This is a genomic window from Pseudomonas sp. C5pp (assembly GCF_000814065.1).
GTDB classification, from domain to species: domain Bacteria; phylum Pseudomonadota; class Gammaproteobacteria; order Pseudomonadales; family Pseudomonadaceae; genus Aquipseudomonas; species Aquipseudomonas asiatica.
Genome location: NZ_JWLN01000003.1, coordinates 69,609 through 86,557 on the forward strand (window position 1 = coordinate 69,609; position 16,949 = coordinate 86,557).

16 protein-coding genes are annotated in these 16,949 nt (G+C 64.4%); 8 read left to right on the forward strand and 8 right to left on the reverse strand.

What is annotated here, in order from left to right; translation table 11 throughout:
• The first annotated feature begins 32 nt into the window (after positions 1–32).
• A complete protein-coding gene (locus tag RR51_RS03190) occupies positions 33–590 on the forward strand; it encodes a nitroreductase family protein (protein WP_039612600.1) in 558 nt (185 codons plus the stop codon).
• Between the two features lie 148 nt (positions 591–738).
• Here the strand turns inward: RR51_RS03190 and RR51_RS03195 are convergent, their stop codons facing one another.
• The 5 genes from RR51_RS03195 to RR51_RS03215 form a co-directional block, all read right to left on the reverse strand.
• Positions 739–2,079 carry a sensor histidine kinase gene (locus tag RR51_RS03195; protein ID WP_039612601.1) on the reverse strand — a complete coding sequence of 447 codons (1,341 nt, stop codon included), beginning with the start codon at positions 2,077–2,079 and terminating at the stop codon, positions 739–741.
• Positions 2,080–2,139: 60 nt separating this feature from the next.
• Positions 2,140–2,556, reverse strand: a complete 417-nt coding sequence (locus tag RR51_RS03200) for a Spy/CpxP family protein refolding chaperone (protein WP_013973674.1) — start codon at positions 2,554–2,556, stop codon at positions 2,140–2,142.
• A gap of 101 nt (positions 2,557–2,657) precedes the next feature.
• On the reverse strand, positions 2,658–3,335 hold the full coding sequence (locus tag RR51_RS03205; RefSeq protein WP_039612602.1) for a response regulator transcription factor: 678 nt from the start codon (positions 3,333–3,335) through the stop codon (positions 2,658–2,660).
• A gap of 204 nt (positions 3,336–3,539) precedes the next feature.
• On the reverse strand, positions 3,540–3,839 hold the full coding sequence (locus RR51_RS03210; RefSeq protein ID WP_015271283.1) for a YciI family protein: 300 nt from the start codon (positions 3,837–3,839) through the stop codon (positions 3,540–3,542).
• A 1-nt stretch (position 3,840) separates the two neighbouring features.
• Complete coding sequence (locus RR51_RS03215) at positions 3,841–4,434, reverse strand: septation protein A (RefSeq protein ID WP_039612603.1); 594 nt, start codon at positions 4,432–4,434, stop codon at positions 3,841–3,843.
• 67 nt (positions 4,435–4,501) lie between these two features.
• Between RR51_RS03215 and RR51_RS03220 the strand changes: the two genes are divergently transcribed.
• The 6 genes from RR51_RS03220 to RR51_RS03245 all read left to right on the forward strand — a co-directional run bounded on the left by RR51_RS03220 (position 4,502) and on the right by RR51_RS03245 (position 11,099).
• Positions 4,502–5,362, forward strand: coding sequence for a PHP domain-containing protein (locus RR51_RS03220; RefSeq protein WP_023661025.1), 861 nt, complete (start codon positions 4,502–4,504; stop codon positions 5,360–5,362).
• Positions 5,363–5,375: 13 nt separating this feature from the next.
• Positions 5,376–6,005: an L-threonylcarbamoyladenylate synthase gene (locus RR51_RS03225; protein ID WP_038408376.1), complete on the forward strand. Its 630-nt coding sequence runs from the start codon at positions 5,376–5,378 to the stop codon at positions 6,003–6,005.
• Positions 6,006–6,130: 125 nt separating this feature from the next.
• Positions 6,131–6,856 carry a segregation and condensation protein A gene (locus RR51_RS03230; RefSeq protein ID WP_161551480.1) on the forward strand — a complete coding sequence of 242 codons (726 nt, stop codon included), beginning with the start codon at positions 6,131–6,133 and terminating at the stop codon, positions 6,854–6,856.
• The gene (gene scpB / locus RR51_RS03235; RefSeq protein ID WP_039612605.1) at positions 6,843–7,613 is read left to right on the forward strand and encodes an SMC-Scp complex subunit ScpB; all 771 of its coding nucleotides are present in this window, start codon (positions 6,843–6,845) and stop codon (positions 7,611–7,613) included. The genes RR51_RS03230 and scpB overlap by 14 nt, the downstream gene beginning before the upstream one ends.
• 274 nt (positions 7,614–7,887) lie before the next feature.
• Positions 7,888–8,955, forward strand: a complete 1,068-nt coding sequence (rluB, locus tag RR51_RS03240; RefSeq protein WP_013973666.1) for a 23S rRNA pseudouridine(2605) synthase RluB — start codon at positions 7,888–7,890, stop codon at positions 8,953–8,955.
• Between the two features lie 725 nt (positions 8,956–9,680).
• Positions 9,681–11,099, forward strand: coding sequence for an amino acid permease (locus RR51_RS03245; protein WP_161551429.1), 1,419 nt, complete (start codon positions 9,681–9,683; stop codon positions 11,097–11,099).
• Positions 11,100–11,272: 173 nt separating this feature from the next.
• Here RR51_RS03245 and RR51_RS03250 read toward each other — a convergent pair whose 3' ends face one another.
• Positions 11,273–12,157 carry a LysR substrate-binding domain-containing protein gene (locus RR51_RS03250; protein WP_039612606.1) on the reverse strand — a complete coding sequence of 295 codons (885 nt, stop codon included), beginning with the start codon at positions 12,155–12,157 and terminating at the stop codon, positions 11,273–11,275.
• 152 nt (positions 12,158–12,309) lie between these two features.
• Between RR51_RS03250 and ydiJ the strand changes: the two genes are divergently transcribed.
• Positions 12,310–15,330: a D-2-hydroxyglutarate dehydrogenase YdiJ gene (gene ydiJ, locus RR51_RS03255; RefSeq protein ID WP_039612607.1), complete on the forward strand. Its 3,021-nt coding sequence runs from the start codon at positions 12,310–12,312 to the stop codon at positions 15,328–15,330.
• A 124-nt stretch (positions 15,331–15,454) separates the two neighbouring features.
• On the opposite strand, the gene RR51_RS03260 is transcribed toward ydiJ, so the two are convergent.
• Together RR51_RS03260 and RR51_RS31750 are read right to left on the reverse strand one after the other, a co-directional pair.
• Positions 15,455–16,642: an MFS transporter gene (locus tag RR51_RS03260; protein ID WP_039612608.1), complete on the reverse strand. Its 1,188-nt coding sequence runs from the start codon at positions 16,640–16,642 to the stop codon at positions 15,455–15,457.
• Positions 16,643–16,733: 91 nt separating this feature from the next.
• On the reverse strand, positions 16,734–16,862 hold the full coding sequence (locus RR51_RS31750; protein WP_015271274.1) for a hypothetical protein: 129 nt from the start codon (positions 16,860–16,862) through the stop codon (positions 16,734–16,736).
• Between the last annotated feature and the right edge of the window lie 87 nt (positions 16,863–16,949).

Below are 16,949 nucleotides of genomic sequence, written 5' to 3' on the forward strand. Positions count from 1 at the left end.
GGCCGCACATTTACCTGCCAGGAGGGTAGCCGATGGAGGCTCTCGACGCATTGCTCAACCGTGTTTCCGTGCCACGCCTGACCGACCCGGCGCCCAATGCCGCCCAGCGCGAGGCGCTGTTCCAGGCCGCCCTGCGCGCCCCGGACCACGGCCAGCTGCGGCCGTGGCGCTTTCTCACCATCGAAGGCCAGGGCCGCGAGAAGCTGGGTGAGCTGTTCGCCGAAGCGCTGCAGCACAAGGGGGATGCCACCCAGGCAGCCCTGGACAAGGCCCGTGCCATGCCCCTGCGGGCGCCGTTGCTGATCGTGGTGATTGCCAGGCTGCAGGACCACTTCAAGGTGCCCAAGTCCGAGCAGCGGCTGGCGGCGGGCTGTGCCGCGCACGGCATCCTGATTGCGGCGCATGCGCAAGGTATCGGTGCGGTCTGGCGCACCGGGGACATGGCTTTCGATGCCCATGTGCACAAGGGCCTGGGGCTGGCCGCGAACGAGGAACTGATCGGTTACCTGTATGTGGGTACGCCGCTGACCGAGCCGCGCACCGCGCCGATTCTGGAAACTGCTGATTTCGTCAGTGCCTGGGGCGAGTAACGCAGCCTTGGGCTGATTGCAGTATCAAGGCATCCGGCCCTTTCGCGGGTAAACCCGCTCCCACAGGTGTGGCGCAAGTTTCAGGCCTTGCACGGTTACCTGTGGGAGCGGGTTTACCCGCGAAGAGGCCGGGAGCATTTACATCAAATCAACTGCCTGTCGCTTCAGTCACAGGCAACTCCAGCCGCGCCACGAAGCCCCCCTGTGGATGGTTCTCCAGTACCAGGCTGCCACCGTGTCGCTCCGCCGCCTTGCGTGCAATCGCCAGCCCCAGCCCATGCCCCGGCGCTTCCTGCCCCGGCGCACGGAAGAACGGTTCCCCCAATTGCGCAAGGTGCTCCGCCGCCGCCCCCGGCCCATGGTCACGCACGCTGATCAGGATACGGTCCTGCTCGCGCGCGGCGCTGACTTCGATCGGCTGGCCCTGCGGGTTGAAGCGCAGGGCATTGCGCAGCAGGTTGTCCACGGCACGCTCGATCAGCGTTGGCCAACCTTGCAAGGTCAACCCCGGCTGAGCCTCCAGGCGCACATCCTGCTCCGGTGCGCTGAGCTGGGCATCCTTGCGCACGCTGCCGAGCAGGGCGTTGAGGTCCACCGGCTCGGCATGGGCCTGTTCGGCATCGACCCGTGCCAGGGCGAGAATTTCGCTGATCAGGTCTTCCAGGCGGTCGCATTCGCGGGTCAGGCGTGGCCACAGCGCCTCACGCTGCTCAGGCTCGGCGCGCTCGGCCAAGGCCAGGGCGATACGCAGCCTGGCCAGCGGTGAGCGCAGTTCATGGGACACATCGCGCAGCAACTGGCGCTGGCTGCCGATGGTGCTTTGCAGCCGAGCGCCCATCTTGTTGAAGTCCTTGGCCAGCACGCCGAATTCGTCACGCCGCGCCGCCAGCTGCGCCAGGCTGTTCTGCTGGTAGGTGGTCTGGCCCAGGTCGTGCACGGCGCTGCGCAGGCGGCTGAGCGGGCGGGTGATGGACAGGGTCACCAGCAGGCTGAACAGGGTCAGCACCACTAGGGCAATGCCCAGCGCACTGAGCGGCCACAGCAGGCTTTCGCGGTGCCAGGCATCCAGCGCCGGGTGGGGGATGCGGTAGATCAGCAGGTACGTCTGGCCGGTGTCGGGGCTGGTGTATTCCTCGGTCAGCCGGCGCCACGGCAGGCGCCGCTGGTCATTGTGCTGGCGTGCCTCGAAGGCCGCCGCACGGCGCGGGAAGGTGCCGGGCACCACGGCTTCGCCACTGTCGTCGAGCACCTGCACGTCGATCTTGTAGCGGTCCTTGCGCCGTTCCAGGAAATGCTGTGCCGAAGCCAGGCCTTCCTGTTCGTAATGCTTGGCCCACTTGCTGGCCAGGGTATTCAGGCCCGGGTGGCGGCTGAGGATCCAGGCGTCCTGGTTGAGCATGTGGCCCAGCAGGATCGACAGGCCCGCAACCAGGGTGATGGCCAGCCAGAAACTGGCCAGGATGCGCCAGAACAGTGAACGCAAGTGCACCTCCTGCTAACAAGAAAAGCCCGGCTCGCACTGAGGCGGGCCGGGCATCGGGCGGACAGCTTACTGGGCCTTGTTGCCTTTTTCAGCTTTCCAGGCCTGGAACTCCTGCCACTCGGCTTTCTGTGCGGCGCGTTCCTTCTGCAGTTCGTCGAACTTCTTCTGCTGCTCAGGCTTGAGCAGGGCGCGGACCGCGCTGTCGGTCTTGTCGCGGTTGGCCTGCAGTTCGTCCTTCATCGCCTTCTGGTCGGCGGCCGGCAGTTTGGACAGGTAGCGCTCGGTGATGTCGCGGCGCTGTTTCATCTGCTCGCCCATCAGCTTGCCGATCTGCTGGCGCTGGTCACGGCTCAGGTCCAGCTGGTGGAAAGGCGCATCACCGCGATGATGTGGGCCATCGTGGCGCATGCCGCCTTCAGGCATGGCCATGGCCACGGTCGGCAGGGCGGCGGCGAACATCAGGGCGATAAGGGTCTTGCGCATGGTGTCTCTCCTTTCATGGGCCGGTGGTTACCGGATGAGCACAGTCTAGGGAGATCACCGTCAAGCGCGGTCAGTGGATGGTAAAGGCTCGGTAAAGATGTTCAGAGGCAGTAGTAATAGCCACGGCTGCGCAGGGCGACGATGCGTGGCCGGCCATCGGCGTGGGGGCCGATCTTCTTGCGCAGGTTGCTGACGTGCATGTCCAGGCTGCGGTCGTACAGGGTCAGCTTGCGGCCCAGGCTGATCTGCGCCAGTTCCTGCTTGTCCAGCGGCTCGCCGGGTTGGCGCAGCAGCGCTTCGAGAATGCGGCTTTCGGACAGGGTCAGGGTCATTTCACGGCCATCGATGCTGGCCACGCCACGGGCAGGGCTGTAGACCAGGTCGCCCAGCTCCACCTGGCTGGTGGTGGCGGTGGGGTGGCTGCGGCGCAGCACGGCACGCAGGCGAGCGGTGAGTTCACGCGGGTCGCAAGGTTTGGCCAGGTAGTCGTCGGCGCCCAGTTCCAGGCCAAGGATACGGTCCAGCGGCTCGCCGCGGGCCGAGAGCATCAGTACCGGCAGTTCGGCATGCTCGCTGCGTAACTGCTTGAGCAGTTCCAGGCCACTGCCGTCGGGCAGCATCACGTCCAGCACCACGGCCGCCGGGGCATGCGTGGCCAAGGCCTGGCGTGCGCTCTGGCCATCGTGACAGGCGCGCACGGTAAACCCTTCCTGGGACAGCCAGCTGCCGAGCAGCTCGCACAGCTCCTGGTCATCATCTATCAGTAACAGCTCGCTCATGACTCACTCAATTCAACCATTGACGGCGGCTATTCGGCCCGCCAGTGGCAAAGATACCGCAGACTGATGGCAACAGTATAACTGCCGGTACCGCGTGGGCTTCTTCGCGGGTAAACCCGCTCCTACAGGAGCAGTGCAAGCTCGAAGCCTGCGCCGTCTCTGTGGGAGCGGGTTTACCCGCGAAGAAGCCCACGCGGTCTCAGATCAAGGCAGCACTTGCTTGAACGGCTTGACCACCACCTTGTCGTACACGCCCGCGGCAATGTAGGGGTCGGCATCGGCCCAGGCTTGCGCCGCGGCGAGGGAGTCGAACTCGGCAACGATCAGGCTACCGCTGAAACCCGCTTCGCCCGGGTCGTTGCTGTCGATGGCCGGGTGTGGGCCGGCCAGTACCACGCGGCCCTCGGCCTTCAGCTGCTGCAGGCGTTCGATGTGCGCCGGGCGGGCAGCCAGGCGCTTTTCCAGGGAGTTTGCGACGTCGCTGGCGATGATGGCGTAGAGCATGTCAATCCTTGGGTTTGGAGGTAGAAGGGTCGTCGTGCAGGTGGCGCGACAGGTACACGCCCTGCGCTACCAGGAACATCACGGTCATGCCCAGGCTGCCGAACACCTTGAAGTCGACCCAGAAGTCCTGGAAGGTGAAGGCGACGAACAGGTTGGCCGCGCCACAGAACAGGAAGAAGCCGATCCAGGCCAGGTTCAGGCGGGTCCAGATGGCATCGGGCAGGTTCAGGGCGTGGCCCATGATGCGCTTGATCAGCACCCGGTCGCCGATGAAGTGGCTGCCGGCGAAGCCCAGGGCGAACAGCCAGTTCACCACCGGTGCCTTCCACTTGAGGAAGGTTTCGCTGTGGAAGGTCAGGGTCAGGCCGCCGAACACCAGGCAGGCCACCAGGGTGAGCCACTGGCCCTTTTCCAGCTTGCGCTGGCGCAGGAACAGCGCGCCGTAGACCACCAGCGAGCTGATGATCAGCATGGCCGTGGCGCTGTAGATGCCGCCGAATTCGAAGCTGTGGCCGGCGACTTCCATGGGGCGCGGGTCGAGCTTGTAGACGATGAAGAACAGCAGCAGCGGGATGAAATCGATGAATTGTTTCACAATGGCAGCCAGAATCGGGATGTGACGGCATAATAACAAACATCGATTCCAGCGAAAGCGCTCCTCCATGAATGTTGATCTGCACTGTCACAGCACGGCCTCCGACGGCGCCCTGTCGCCCTCGATACTGGTCGCCCGGGCCCATGAGCATGGGGTGCAAACGCTGGCACTGACCGACCATGACACCATCGAAGGCCTGCCCGAGGCGCGCCAGGCGTGCCGCGACAAGGGCATGCACTGGGTCAGCGGGGTGGAGCTGTCGTGCACCTGGGGTGGCGCGACCATCCATGTGCTGGGCTATGACTTCCCGCTCGACGCACCGCCCCTGCTGGCGGCGATCGAAGCGCTGCACCGTGGCCGCTGGCTACGCGCCGAAGAAATCGACAAACGGCTGGCGGCCAAGGGCATGCCCGGTACCCTCGACGGCGCTCGCGCCGTGCAGCACGAACTGGGCGATAGCGGCAACGCCCCGGCGCGCCCGCATTTTGCCGAGTACCTGGTGCGTGCCGGGCACGTCAAGGATCGCGGCGAGGCGTTTCGCAAATGGCTGGGCGCCGGCAAGCTGGGGGACGTCAAGCAGCACTGGCCGACCCTCGATGAAACCGTCGCCACTTTGCGCCAGTCCAATGCATGGGTGAGCCTGGCGCATCCCATGCACTACGATCTGACCCGCAGCAAGCGCAGAAGGCTGATTGCCGACTATATTCAGGCAGGCGGGCAGGCGCTTGAAGTGGTCAACGGGATGATGCCTGCCGAGCAGGTGGGCACCATGTCCATCCTCACCCGTGAGTTCGGCCTGCTGGCAAGCGCTGGCAGTGACTTCCACGGCCCCGGCACCTGGGGCGAGATCGGTGCCTACCGGCCTTTGCCCGAGGACCTGCCACCTCTGTGGCGCCGATTCAGCCATGAACAGCCTTTGGCGGTATGAACAGGACGACTACGTGAGCCAATTTTTCCAGATTCATCCGGAGAACCCGCAGCAGCGCCTGATCAAGCAGGCCGTCGAGATTATCCGCAAGGGCGGTGTGGTGGTGTACCCGACGGATTCGGCCTATGCACTGGGTTGCCAGATGGGTGACAAGGCGGCCATCGAACGGGTGCGGCGCCTGCGCGGGCTGGACAAGACCCACAACTTCACCCTGATGTGCTGCGACATGTCGCAGCTGGGGTTGTACGCCAAGGTCGACACCGGCACCTTCCGGCTGCTCAAGGCACATGTGCCGGGGCCTTACACGTTTATCCTCAACGGCACGCGCGAGGTGCCGCGCCTGCTGTTGCACGATAAACGGCGCACCATCGGGCTACGGGTGCCGGCCCATGCCATTACCCTGGCCCTGCTGGCCGAACTGGGCGAGCCGTTGATGAGTGTGAGCCTGATCTTGCCGGGCGACACCGAGCCAATGACCGACCCTTACGAGATCCGTGAGCGCCTGGAGCACCATGTCGACCTTGTGATCGACGGCGGTTTCGGTGACCTCAAGGCATCGACCATCATTGACCTGTCCGGTGATGAACCGGAACTGGTCCGTGAAGGCTGCGGCGACCCCACGCCGTTCCTGGTCAACGCGTGAGCCAGGTGGAAGCGCCCGAGGCGCCGGCCGAACAGGCCGAGGTGCCTCGCCAACTGCAATTGGCCCTGGTCTATGGCGAAGCCCTGACCGAGCTGCCGCTGGACCTGTACATCCCGCCGGACGCTCTGGAAGTCATCCTCGAAGCCTTCGAAGGCCCGCTGGACCTGTTGCTGTACCTGATCCGCAAGCAGAACATCGACATCCTCGACATCCCGGTGGCGGAAATCACCCGCCAGTACATGGGCTACGTGGAGCTGATGAAGAGCGTGCGCCTGGAGCTGGCCGCCGAATACCTGGTGATGGCTGCCATGCTCGCCGAGATCAAGTCGCGTATGTTGCTGCCGCGCTCGGCCGAGGTCGAGGAGGAGGAGGGTGACCCGCGCGCCGAACTGATTCGCCGGCTGCAGGAGTACGAGCGTTTCAAGGCCGCCGCCGAAGGTATCGATGAATTGCCACGGGTTGGCCGCGAGGTGGTGGTGCCGCGGCTGGAGGCGCCGCAGGCCAAGGTGCGCAAGCTGTTGCCCCAGGTCAGCCTGGAAGAGCTGCTGGTGTCGATGGCCGAGGTGATGCGCCGCAACGACCTGTTCGAAAGCCATCAGATCACCCGCGAGACCTTGTCCACCCGCGAACGCATGAGCCAGGTGCTGGAACGCCTGAAGGGCGGCGGTTTCGTGCCGTTCGTCGAGCTGTTCGCCGCGGAGGAGGGCAAGCTGGGCGTGGTGGTGACCTTCATGGCGATTCTCGAGCTGGTGAAGGAATCGCTGATCGAACTGGTGCAGAATGAACCCTTCGCCGCCATCCACGTGCGGCTTCGCCCGGCGCTTGTTGAAGACCCTGATGAACCTGAATGAACCCCGCGACCTGGCGTCGCTGATCGAAGCTTTCCTGCTGGCTTCGGGCAAGCCGCAATCCCTGGAGCGCCTGTACGAACTGTTCGAGGAAGCCGAGCGACCGGAGCCCAAGGTCTTCAGGCAGGCGCTGGAGCTGCTGGGCAAGTCGTGCAATGGCCGCGCCTTCGAGCTCAAGGAGGTGGCCAGCGGTTACCGCCTGCAGATTCGCGAGGACTTTGCGCCGTGGGTCGGGCGCCTGTGGGAAGAACGCCCGCAGCGCTACTCGCGCGCGCTGCTGGAAACCTTGGCCCTTATCGCCTACCGCCAGCCCATCACCCGTGGCGAAATCGAGGATGTGCGCGGCGTGGCGGTGAACAGCAACATCATCAAGACCCTGATGGAGCGCGAGTGGATCCGCGTGGTCGGCTACCGCGAAGTGCCCGGGCGGCCGGCGATGTTCGCCACCACCAAGGGGTTTCTCGACCATTTCAACCTCAAGAGCCTGGACGAGCTGCCGGCTTTGGCCGAGCTGCGGGAGATGGAGCCCGAGCCGCTGCTCGACCCGGATGATGCGCCAGTGCCGGCGCACCTGCAGGCATTGGCGGATGCCAGCCTTGGGGAAGAGCAAGAGGTTGCCGAGCCGAAGGAGGAGACCAGCTTCCGTAGCCTGCTGGTGGAGCTGGATGCCATGGAAGAGGGGCTGAAGACCGATTTCGATGATTTGCGCGAGGAAGAGCCTGAGGCTGCTGTTGAAGAAGAGGGCAAGGTGCAGCCTTGAATCTTCTGTTGTCTGTGCTGGCCCTTTCGCGGGTAAACCCGCTCCCACAGGGATATCACAGGCCCTGAGAGTGATGCGGTACCTGTGGGAGCGGGTTTACCCGCGAAGAGGCCGGTACTGCCAATACATAACCATTAGGCAGAAACCCCTCGCAAAGCCCACAAAACCCTCTACCCTCCAGTGCGTTCCCCCGCCGAACCGCGTATGATGCGCGGCCTTTTGGCGCGTTCGTCGCCAGAACCCTTATTTCATTCCTACACCGGGAGGTGCCCAGATGAGTGAGCAAGACCTGCAAGATACCGAGATCACCCCTCCATCCGGCGAAAAGCTGCAGAAAGTGCTGGCGCGCATTGGCGTTGGCTCGCGCCGTGACGTCGAGGCCTGGATCAGCCAGGGCCGCATCAAGGTCAACGGCGTCGAGGCCACCCTCGGCCAGCGCGTCGACCTGCACGACGCCATTGCCGTGGATGGCAAGCTGATCAAGCGCGAAGAGGCCGCCGAGGCCACCCGCCGGGTGATCATGTACAACAAGCCCGATGGCGAAATCTGCACCCGTGACGACCCGGAAGGCCGCCCGACCGTGTTCGACCGCCTGCCACGTCCGAAAGAAGGCCGCTGGATCAACATCGGCCGCCTCGACATCAACACCACCGGCCTGCTGCTGTTCACCACCGACGGTGAACTGGCCAACCGCCTGATGCACCCGTCCTACGAGATGGACCGTGAGTACGCGGTACGTGTGCGTGGTGAGGTCGACGACGAGATGATCGAGCGCCTGAAGGCCGGCGTGATGCTGGAAGATGGCCCTGCCAAGTTCACCGACATCCAGAAGGCACCCGGTGGCGAAGGCTTCAACCACTGGTACCACTGCGTGGTGATGGAAGGCCGTAACCGTGAAGTGCGTCGCCTGTGGGAGTCCCAGGGCATGGTGGTCAGCCGCCTGAAGCGCGTGCGTTTCGGCCCGGTGTTCCTCAACTCCGACCTGCCGATGGGCCGCTGGCGTGAAATGACCCAGGGCGAAATCGACATCCTCGCTGCTGAAGTGGGCCTGCAGCCGGTGGCGCTGCCAGCCATGAAGCTCAAGGCCAAGGACAAGATGGAGCGCCTGCAGCGCAAATCGACCCGCCCGCTGGGCCGTGGCGAGCGCGTGCGCAGCCTGCGCCCGGCCCACGAAGGTGCTGCTGCCGGCGAACGCCCGGCGCGCCAGGCGCGTGAAGAGGCCCCGCGCAAGACCGGCCGTGGCAGCACCGTGGCCGAACGCCCGAGCGAGATGCGCAAGCGTCCGGCCAAGCCTGAAGGTGACAAGCCGGCAGGCCGTGGCCGCGGCAAACCGCGTGGCTGATTGGCCTTTGCGTTGAATCAGAACCAGCCTTCGGGCTGGTTTTTTATGGCTGTGAGAATTTGGGGCGGCTGCGCAGCCCATCGCGACACAAGGCCGCTCCTATAGAAAACGCGTCACCTGTGGGAGCGGCCTTGTGTCGCGAAAGGGCCGCAAAGCGGACCCAAGATACTGAACAAAAAGAATTTTTCGGACGACTGGCAAGTTCCCGAACCACCTTGTAAAGAAAATTGTACGAATGTGGTCGATTTCAGCCCGGATTTCAGATTAGGTCGAATCGTGTAAACAAACCTTGCCGCCGGCTCACCGTCAAAACAGCCAGCCAAGCCCCGCCCACCCTTGCCCAAAGCCCCGCCCCACGGTGTTATAGCCGCCATTGCCGTGTGCAAAAGCCTGTCCACAGAGCCAGGCTGACAAAACAACAAATGGAGGCGCCATGTACGCCGATCACTTCGCCTTTCAAGGCCCACACCACAGGATCGCTGCGTTTTTTCCCGAGGAAACGATGCAACGCGTTGACGCCTGCGCGTTTGCAGGGGTATACAGTGCGCCGCGTTTTACCTGTGACTCCTTTGCGTACCGCGCACTCTTGATCACGCCTGGTTGACCCGCCCCGGCGGCACCTGAGGTCAGGAAACCCAAGGTAACCACCTTGCCCATTCCGCTGCGCCACGAGCGCGGTGGGTCCGATTCCGTCACAGATAAAAACAATGCAGGTGACTTCGTTCATGAGTGGACAAAACATGCATTCAGGCGAGCTCAAGCGCGGCCTGAAGAACCGCCATATCCAGTTGATCGCCCTCGGCGGTGCGATTGGTACCGGCCTGTTCCTCGGCTCGGCAGGCGTGATGAAATCCGCTGGTCCGTCGATGATCCTTGGCTACGCCATCTGCGGCTTCATCGCCTTCATGATCATGCGCCAGCTCGGCGAAATGATCGTCGAAGAGCCGGTGGCCGGCTCGTTCAGCCATTTCGCCCACACCTACTGGGGTGGTTTCGCCGGCTTCCTGTCGGGCTGGAACTGCTGGGTGCTGTACATCCTGGTGGGCATGTCGGAGCTTTCGGCGGTCGGCAAGTACGTCCACTACTGGTGGCCGGAGATCCCCACCTGGGTCACGGCGGCAGCGTTCTTCGTGCTGATCAACGCCATCAACCTGATGAACGTGAAGTTCTTCGGTGAGGCCGAATTCTGGTTTGCCATCATCAAGGTGGTGGCCATCGTCAGCATGATCGGCCTGGGTGCCTACCTGCTGACCAGCGGCAGCGGCGGCCCGGAAGCCACCGTGGCCAACCTGTGGTCGCACGGCGGCTTCTTCCCGAACGGTGTCAGCGGGCTGGTGATGGCCCTGGCCTTCATCATGTTCTCCTTCGGTGGCCTGGAAATGCTCGGCTTCACCGCAGCCGAGGCCGACAAGCCGAAGACCGTGATCCCCAAGGCAATCAACCAAGTCATCTACCGTATCCTGATCTTCTATGTCGGTGCCCTGGTGGTGCTGCTGTCGCTGACCCCATGGGACAACCTGGTAGCCAGTATCGATGCCTCCGGTGGCAGCTATGGCAGCAGCCCATTCGTGCAGGTGTTCTCGCTGCTGGGCAGTGACGTGGCCGCGCACTTGCTGAACTTCGTGGTCCTGACTGCAGCGCTGTCGGTGTACAACAGCGGCACCTACTGCAACGCCCGCATGCTGCTGGGCATGGCCGAACAAGGTGACGCTCCGGCGTCGCTGGCCAAGGTCGACAGCCGCGGTGTGCCGGTGCGCTCGATCCTGGCGTCGGCAGGCGTGACGCTGATCGCGGTGCTGCTCAACTACCTGATGCCGCAAAACGCCCTGGAACTGCTGATGTCGCTGGTGGTGGCCACCCTGGTGATCAACTGGGCGATGATCAGTTACTCGCACCTGAAGTTCCGCCAGCACCTGGACCGCACTGGCCAGAAGCCGCTGTTCAAAGCGCTGTGGTACCCCTATGGCAACTACATCTGCCTGGCGTTCGTGGTGCTGATCCTGGGCATCATGGCGATGATCCCGGGTATCCAGGTTTCCGTGTATGCGATCCCGGTGTGGCTGTTTGCCATGTTCGTGGTCTACATGGTCAAGCCGCGTCGCAAGGCGCAGGCGCTTGGGGCTGCTGGTAGCGTGGCCAAGTAAGGCGCTGCGGCGATAGAAAAACCCGAAGCCGGGTGACTGGCTTCGGGTTTTTTGTTGCCTGTGCCGGCCCCTTCGCGGGTAAACCCGCTCCCACAGGGACATCACCTGACCTGAAAGCAGCGCTATACCTGTGGGAGCGGGTTTACCCGCGAAGAGGCCGGCACAGGCAAAAATCAGATCTGCTCCAGCAACCAGCTGCGAAACGCCCGCAGCGACGGTAACGCCTCATTGCGCGGCGGGTAGATCAGGTAATAACTGCGCTGGCTGGCAAATGCCACCCCTGGGCTGTAGAGCTCACCCTTGGCCAGTTCTTCCTCCACCAGTATGCGCGGCACCAGGCCGATGCCGATCCCGGCCCGTACCGCCTGGATCAGGTGCGAGGTCAGCTCGAAGCTCGGCCCCAGGCGCATCGCCCGGTGCGCCAGGCCATGGTGCGAGAACCACTCGCCCCAGGCATGCGGGTTGTTGGCCACATTCAGCAGCACCTCTTCACTGATGCGTGCAGGGCTCCAACCTTGGCTCTCCGCACCAGCCTCAGGCGGCAATATCACCACCAGTTCCTCGGCATGCAGGCGATGGCAGATCAACCCCGGCAGATCGTGGCTGGCCACGCCGATGGCGGCATCGATCTCGCTGGTGTCGAAGTTGATGGCTTCGATGCGTGAATGTATGTGCACCAGCATGCCCGGGTGTGCGCTGTAGAAGGCATGCAACCGCGGCAGCAGCCATTTCGAACCGAAGGTGGGCAGGGTGGCCAGGCGCAAGGTGCCTACCCCCGACTGGTAGGCCAACGCCTGCAAGGTGGCGCTGCGGATGCGCCCCAGTGCCTCGCTGAGCTCGCGCTGGTACAGGCGGCCGACATCGGTCAGCTGCACCTGGCGCCCCTCGCGGCGGAACAGGGTCAGGCCCAGTTGCTGCTCCAGCGCCTGCACCTGGCGGCTGACCGCGCTCTGGGTCAGCGACAGCTCGGCGGCGGCTCGGGTGTAGCTTTCATGCCGGGCGGCAGCCTCGAAAGCCAGTAGCAGCGACATGGACGGGGTGAGATGGCGGTAATTCATTCATGAAAGTCATCAATAGCGGCAGGATTATCCGTTTGCCCCTGAAGCGAAACTACAGGAACATTGGCCTGCACGTCACCTCCGCATGTCATCACCCATGCCGGAACGACAGGAATCCCGTGAATTAGCCAATATCAAGAGGCCATCCTTCGATGATCGCCCAGCTGCCGACCGTTGCCCCGAGCGCCAACTACCCCGAATTCCTCGAAGCCCTGCGCAACAGCGGCTTCCGTGGCCAGATCAGTGCCGACTACGGCACCCGCACGGTGCTGGCCACCGACAACTCGATCTATCAGCGCTTGCCACAGGCGGCGGTGTTCCCGCTGGACGCCGACGATGTGGCGCGGGTCGCCACGCTGATGGCCGAGGAGCGTTTCCAGCAGGTCAAGCTGACCCCGCGCGGTGGTGGTACCGGCACCAACGGGCAGTCGCTGACCGACGGTATCGTCGTCGACCTGTCGCGGCACATGAACAAGATCCTCGAAATCAACGTCGAGGAACGCTGGGTGCGGGTGCAGGCCGGTACTGTCAAGGACCAGCTCAACGCTGCGCTCAAGCCGCACGGGCTGTTCTTCGCCCCCGAGCTGTCCACCTCCAACCGTGCCACTGTCGGCGGCATGATCAACACCGACGCCAGCGGCCAGGGCAGCTGCACCTATGGCAAGACCCGCGACCACGTACTGGAGCTGCACAGCGTGCTGCTCGGTGGCGAGCGCCTGCACAGCCTGCCGATCGACGATGCCGCGCTGGAACAGGCCTGCGCCGCGCCTGGGCGGGTCGGCGAGGTGTACCGCATGGCGCGGGAGATCCAGGAAACCCAGGCCGAGCTGATCGAAACCACCTTCCCCAAGCTAAACCGCTGCCTGACCGGTTACGACCTGGCGCACCTGCGCGACGAGCAGGGCCGTTTCAACCTCAACAGCGTGCTGTGCGGTGCCGAGGGCTCGTTGGGCTATGTGGTCGAAGCCAAGCTCAATGTGCTGCCGATCCCCAAGTACGCCGTGCTGGTCAACGTGCGCTACACGAGCTTCATGGATGCCCTGCGTGACGCCAACGCGCTGATGGCGCACAAGCCGCTGTCGATCGAGACCGTCGACTCCAAGGTGCTGATGCTGGCGATGAAGGACATCGTCTGGCACAGCGTCGCCGAGTACTTCCCGGCCGACTCCGAGCGCCCGACCCTGGGCATCAACCTGGTGGAGTTCTGTGGCGACGAGCCGGCCGAGGTCAATGCCAAGGTGCAAGCGTTCATCCAGCACCTGCAGAGCGACACCAGCGTCGAGCGCCTGGGCCATACCCTGGCCGAGGGTGCCGAGGCGGTGACCCGCGTCTACACCATGCGTAAACGTTCGGTGGGCCTGCTGGGCAACGTCGAGGGCGAAGTGCGCCCGCAACCGTTCGTGGAAGACACCGCGGTACCGCCGGAGCAACTGGCCGACTACATCGCCGACTTCCGTGCACTGCTCGATGGCTACGGCCTGGCCTACGGCATGTTCGGCCACGTCGATGCCGGCGTGCTGCACGTGCGCCCGGCGCTGGACATGAAGGACCCGGCCCAGGCCGCACTGGTCAAGCCGATTTCCGACGCCGTGGCGGCGCTGACCAAAAGCTATGGCGGCTTGCTGTGGGGCGAGCACGGCAAGGGCCTGCGTTCTGAATACGTGCCGGAGTACTTCGGCGAGCTGTACCCGGCGCTGCAGCGCCTGAAAGGCGCCTTCGACCCGCACAACCAGCTCAACCCGGGCAAGATCTGCACCCCGTTGGGCAGTGCCGAAGGCCTGACCCCGGTCGATGGCGTAACCCTGCGCGGTGACCTCGACCGCACCATCGACGAACGGGTGTGGCAGGACTTCCCTAGCGCCGTGCACTGCAACGGAAACGGCGCCTGCTACAACTACGACCCCAACGACGCCATGTGCCCGTCGTGGAAGGCCACCCGCGAGCGCCAGCACTCACCCAAGGGCCGTGCCTCGCTGATGCGCGAATGGCTGCGCCTGCAGGGCGAGGCCAACATCGACGTGCTGGCGGCGGCACGCAACAAGGTGTCGTGGCTCAAGGGTCTGCCGGCACGCCTGCGTAACAACCGTGCGCGCAGCCAGGGCCAGGAAGACTTCTCTCATGAGGTGTACGACGCCATGGCCGGCTGCCTGGCGTGCAAGTCGTGCGCCGGTCAGTGCCCGATCAAGGTCAACGTGCCGGACTTCCGCTCGCGCTTCCTCGAGCTGTACCACGGCCGCTACCAGCGCCCGCTGCGTGACTACCTGATCGGTTCGCTGGAGTTCACCATCCCGTACCTGGCTCACGCGCCCGGGCTGTACAACGCGGTGATGGGCTCGAAGTGGGTGAGCAAGCTGCTGGCCGACAAGGTCGGCATGGTCGACAGCCCGCTGATCAGCCGCTTCAACTTCCAGGCCACTCTGACCCGCTGCCGCGTCGGCGTGGCCAGCGTGCCGGCCCTGCGTGAACTGACCCCGGCCCAGCGCGAGCGCAGCATCGTGCTGGTGCAGGATGCCTTTACCCGTTACTTCGAGACACCGCTGCTGTCGGCCTTCATCGACCTGGCGCACCGCCTGGGCCACCGGGTGTTCCTGGCGCCGTATAGTGCCAACGGCAAGCCACTGCACGTTCAGGGCTTCCTCGGTGCGTTCGCCAAGGCGGCGATCCGCAATGCCACCCAGCTCAAGGCCCTGGCTGACTGCGGCGTGCCGCTGGTGGGCCTGGACCCGGCGATGACCCTGGTGTATCGCCAGGAGTACCAGAAAGTGCCGGGCCTGGATGGCTGCCCGCAGGTGCTGTTGCCGCAGGAGTGGTTGATGGACGTGCTGCCGGAGCAGGCACCGACTGCGCCGGGCACTTTCCGCCTGATGGCGCACTGCACCGAGAAGACCAACGTGCCGGCCAGCACCAAGCAGTGGGAGCAGGTGTTTGCCCGCCTTGGCCTGAAACTGGTGACCGAGGCGACTGGCTGCTGCGGTATGTCCGGTACCTATGGGCACGAGGCGCGCAACCAGGACACCTCGCGGACCATCTTCGAGCAGTCGTGGGCGACCAAGCTGGACAAGGAAGGCGAGCCGCTGGCGACCGGTTACTCGTGCCGCAGCCAGGTCAAGCGCATGACCGAGCGGCAGATGCGCCACCCGCTGGAAGTGGTGCTGCAGTACGCTCAGCGCTGACCTTCACGGCCCCGGGGGCTGCCTTGCAGCCCATCGCGACACAAGGCCGCTCCTACAAGAGACCGCGTTTTTCTTGTAGGAGCGGCCTTGTACTGCGAAAGGGGCGCAAAGCGCCCCCCTGTTTTTAAAGACCCCGCTGACGCCGCGCCTGCCGATACAGATACAGGCTCAACACCAGCCCGCAAGCCGCCGCCGCCGCCGCAAACAGAAACATCGAAGCAAACCCGAACCCCGCCGCCACCGCGCCCACCAGTGGCCCGGTCACCCCCAGCGACAAATCGATGAACAGCGAATAAGCCCCCACCGCCGCCCCGCGGTTGGCCGCTGACACCTGGTTCACCGCCTCCACCCCCAGTGCCGGGAACACCAGCGAGAAGCCGAACCCGCTCAGTGCGGCCCCCGCCAACGCCAGTTCGGCGCTAGGCGCCAGCCACAGCATCAGCAGCCCGAGTGTTTCCACCGACAGGCAGGCGATCGCCACCCGGAACCCGCCAAGCCGGTTGATCAGGTTGCCGAACAGCAGTCGCGCACTGATGAAGCTGGCGCCGAACAGGCTCAGGGTCAGTGCCGCATTGGCCCAGCCACGGCTGGCGTAATACAAGGTGATGAAGGTGGCGATGGTGCCAAAGCCGATCGAGCCCAGGGCAAGCCCCGAGCCGTGCGGGAACACCTTGCCCAGCACCCGCAGGAACGGCAGGCGCACGCCACTGACGATCGGTGCGGCCTGTTTGGGCCAGGCCAGCAGCAACCCGAGCGCACACAGCAGGATGATGCTCACGCCCATGCTCCACAGGCCCAGGCTCTTGACCATCAGCACGCCCAACGGAGCGCCGATGGCCAGCGCGCCATAGCTGGCGATGCCGTTCCAGGAAATGACCTTGGCCGTGTTTTCAGCACCTACGCGGCCAATGCCCCAGCCAATGGAACCGGAGCCCACCAGGCTTTCCGCACTGCCAAGTACCAGGCGGCCGACCAGCAGGCAGGCCAGGCTAAGCCAGGGGAGGTGGGTGAGGAAGGCGCAGGCCAGCATGAACACCCCGCTGAGCCCGCAGCCGGCCAGGCCATACATGACCGCCTTCTTGCTGCCGTGGTTGTCGATGATGCGGCTGGCGGTAGGCCGGCTGAGCAGGGTGGCCAGGTACTGCACGCTGATCACCAAGCCCGCGACCACGGCACTGAAGCCCAGGTCGTTGTGCACATAGCCGGGCAATACGGCCAGCGGGATGCCGATGTTCAGGTAGCCGATGAAGGTGAAGAGGACGATGGAGACGACTTGCAGTGTGACCGCAAGGGGGCGCGGTGAGTGGGGCATGAGGGCCTACGTGGGTTCTGGACGGTGTGAAAACGTGATGACGGGGGGTAGCCCGCAGGTCAGCCGTTTTCACACTGTCGGGGATGCGCGGTTATTCCTGGTCAGCGCTGGATTGATCGTCACCATCCTGCTCGACGGCAGCTGCCGGTTCGGCGTGAACGGTCACGGTTGGCTCTTCTGGGTTCAGGCTTGGGAAGGGAAGATTCGGGATTTCATGCATCTCGTCGTTCCTCGCAAGTGTGAGTGAAAAGTCTGCGCCAGGCGCGTTTGAAGCTTTGCAAAGCTGGGGCAGGATACACAAGTCTGG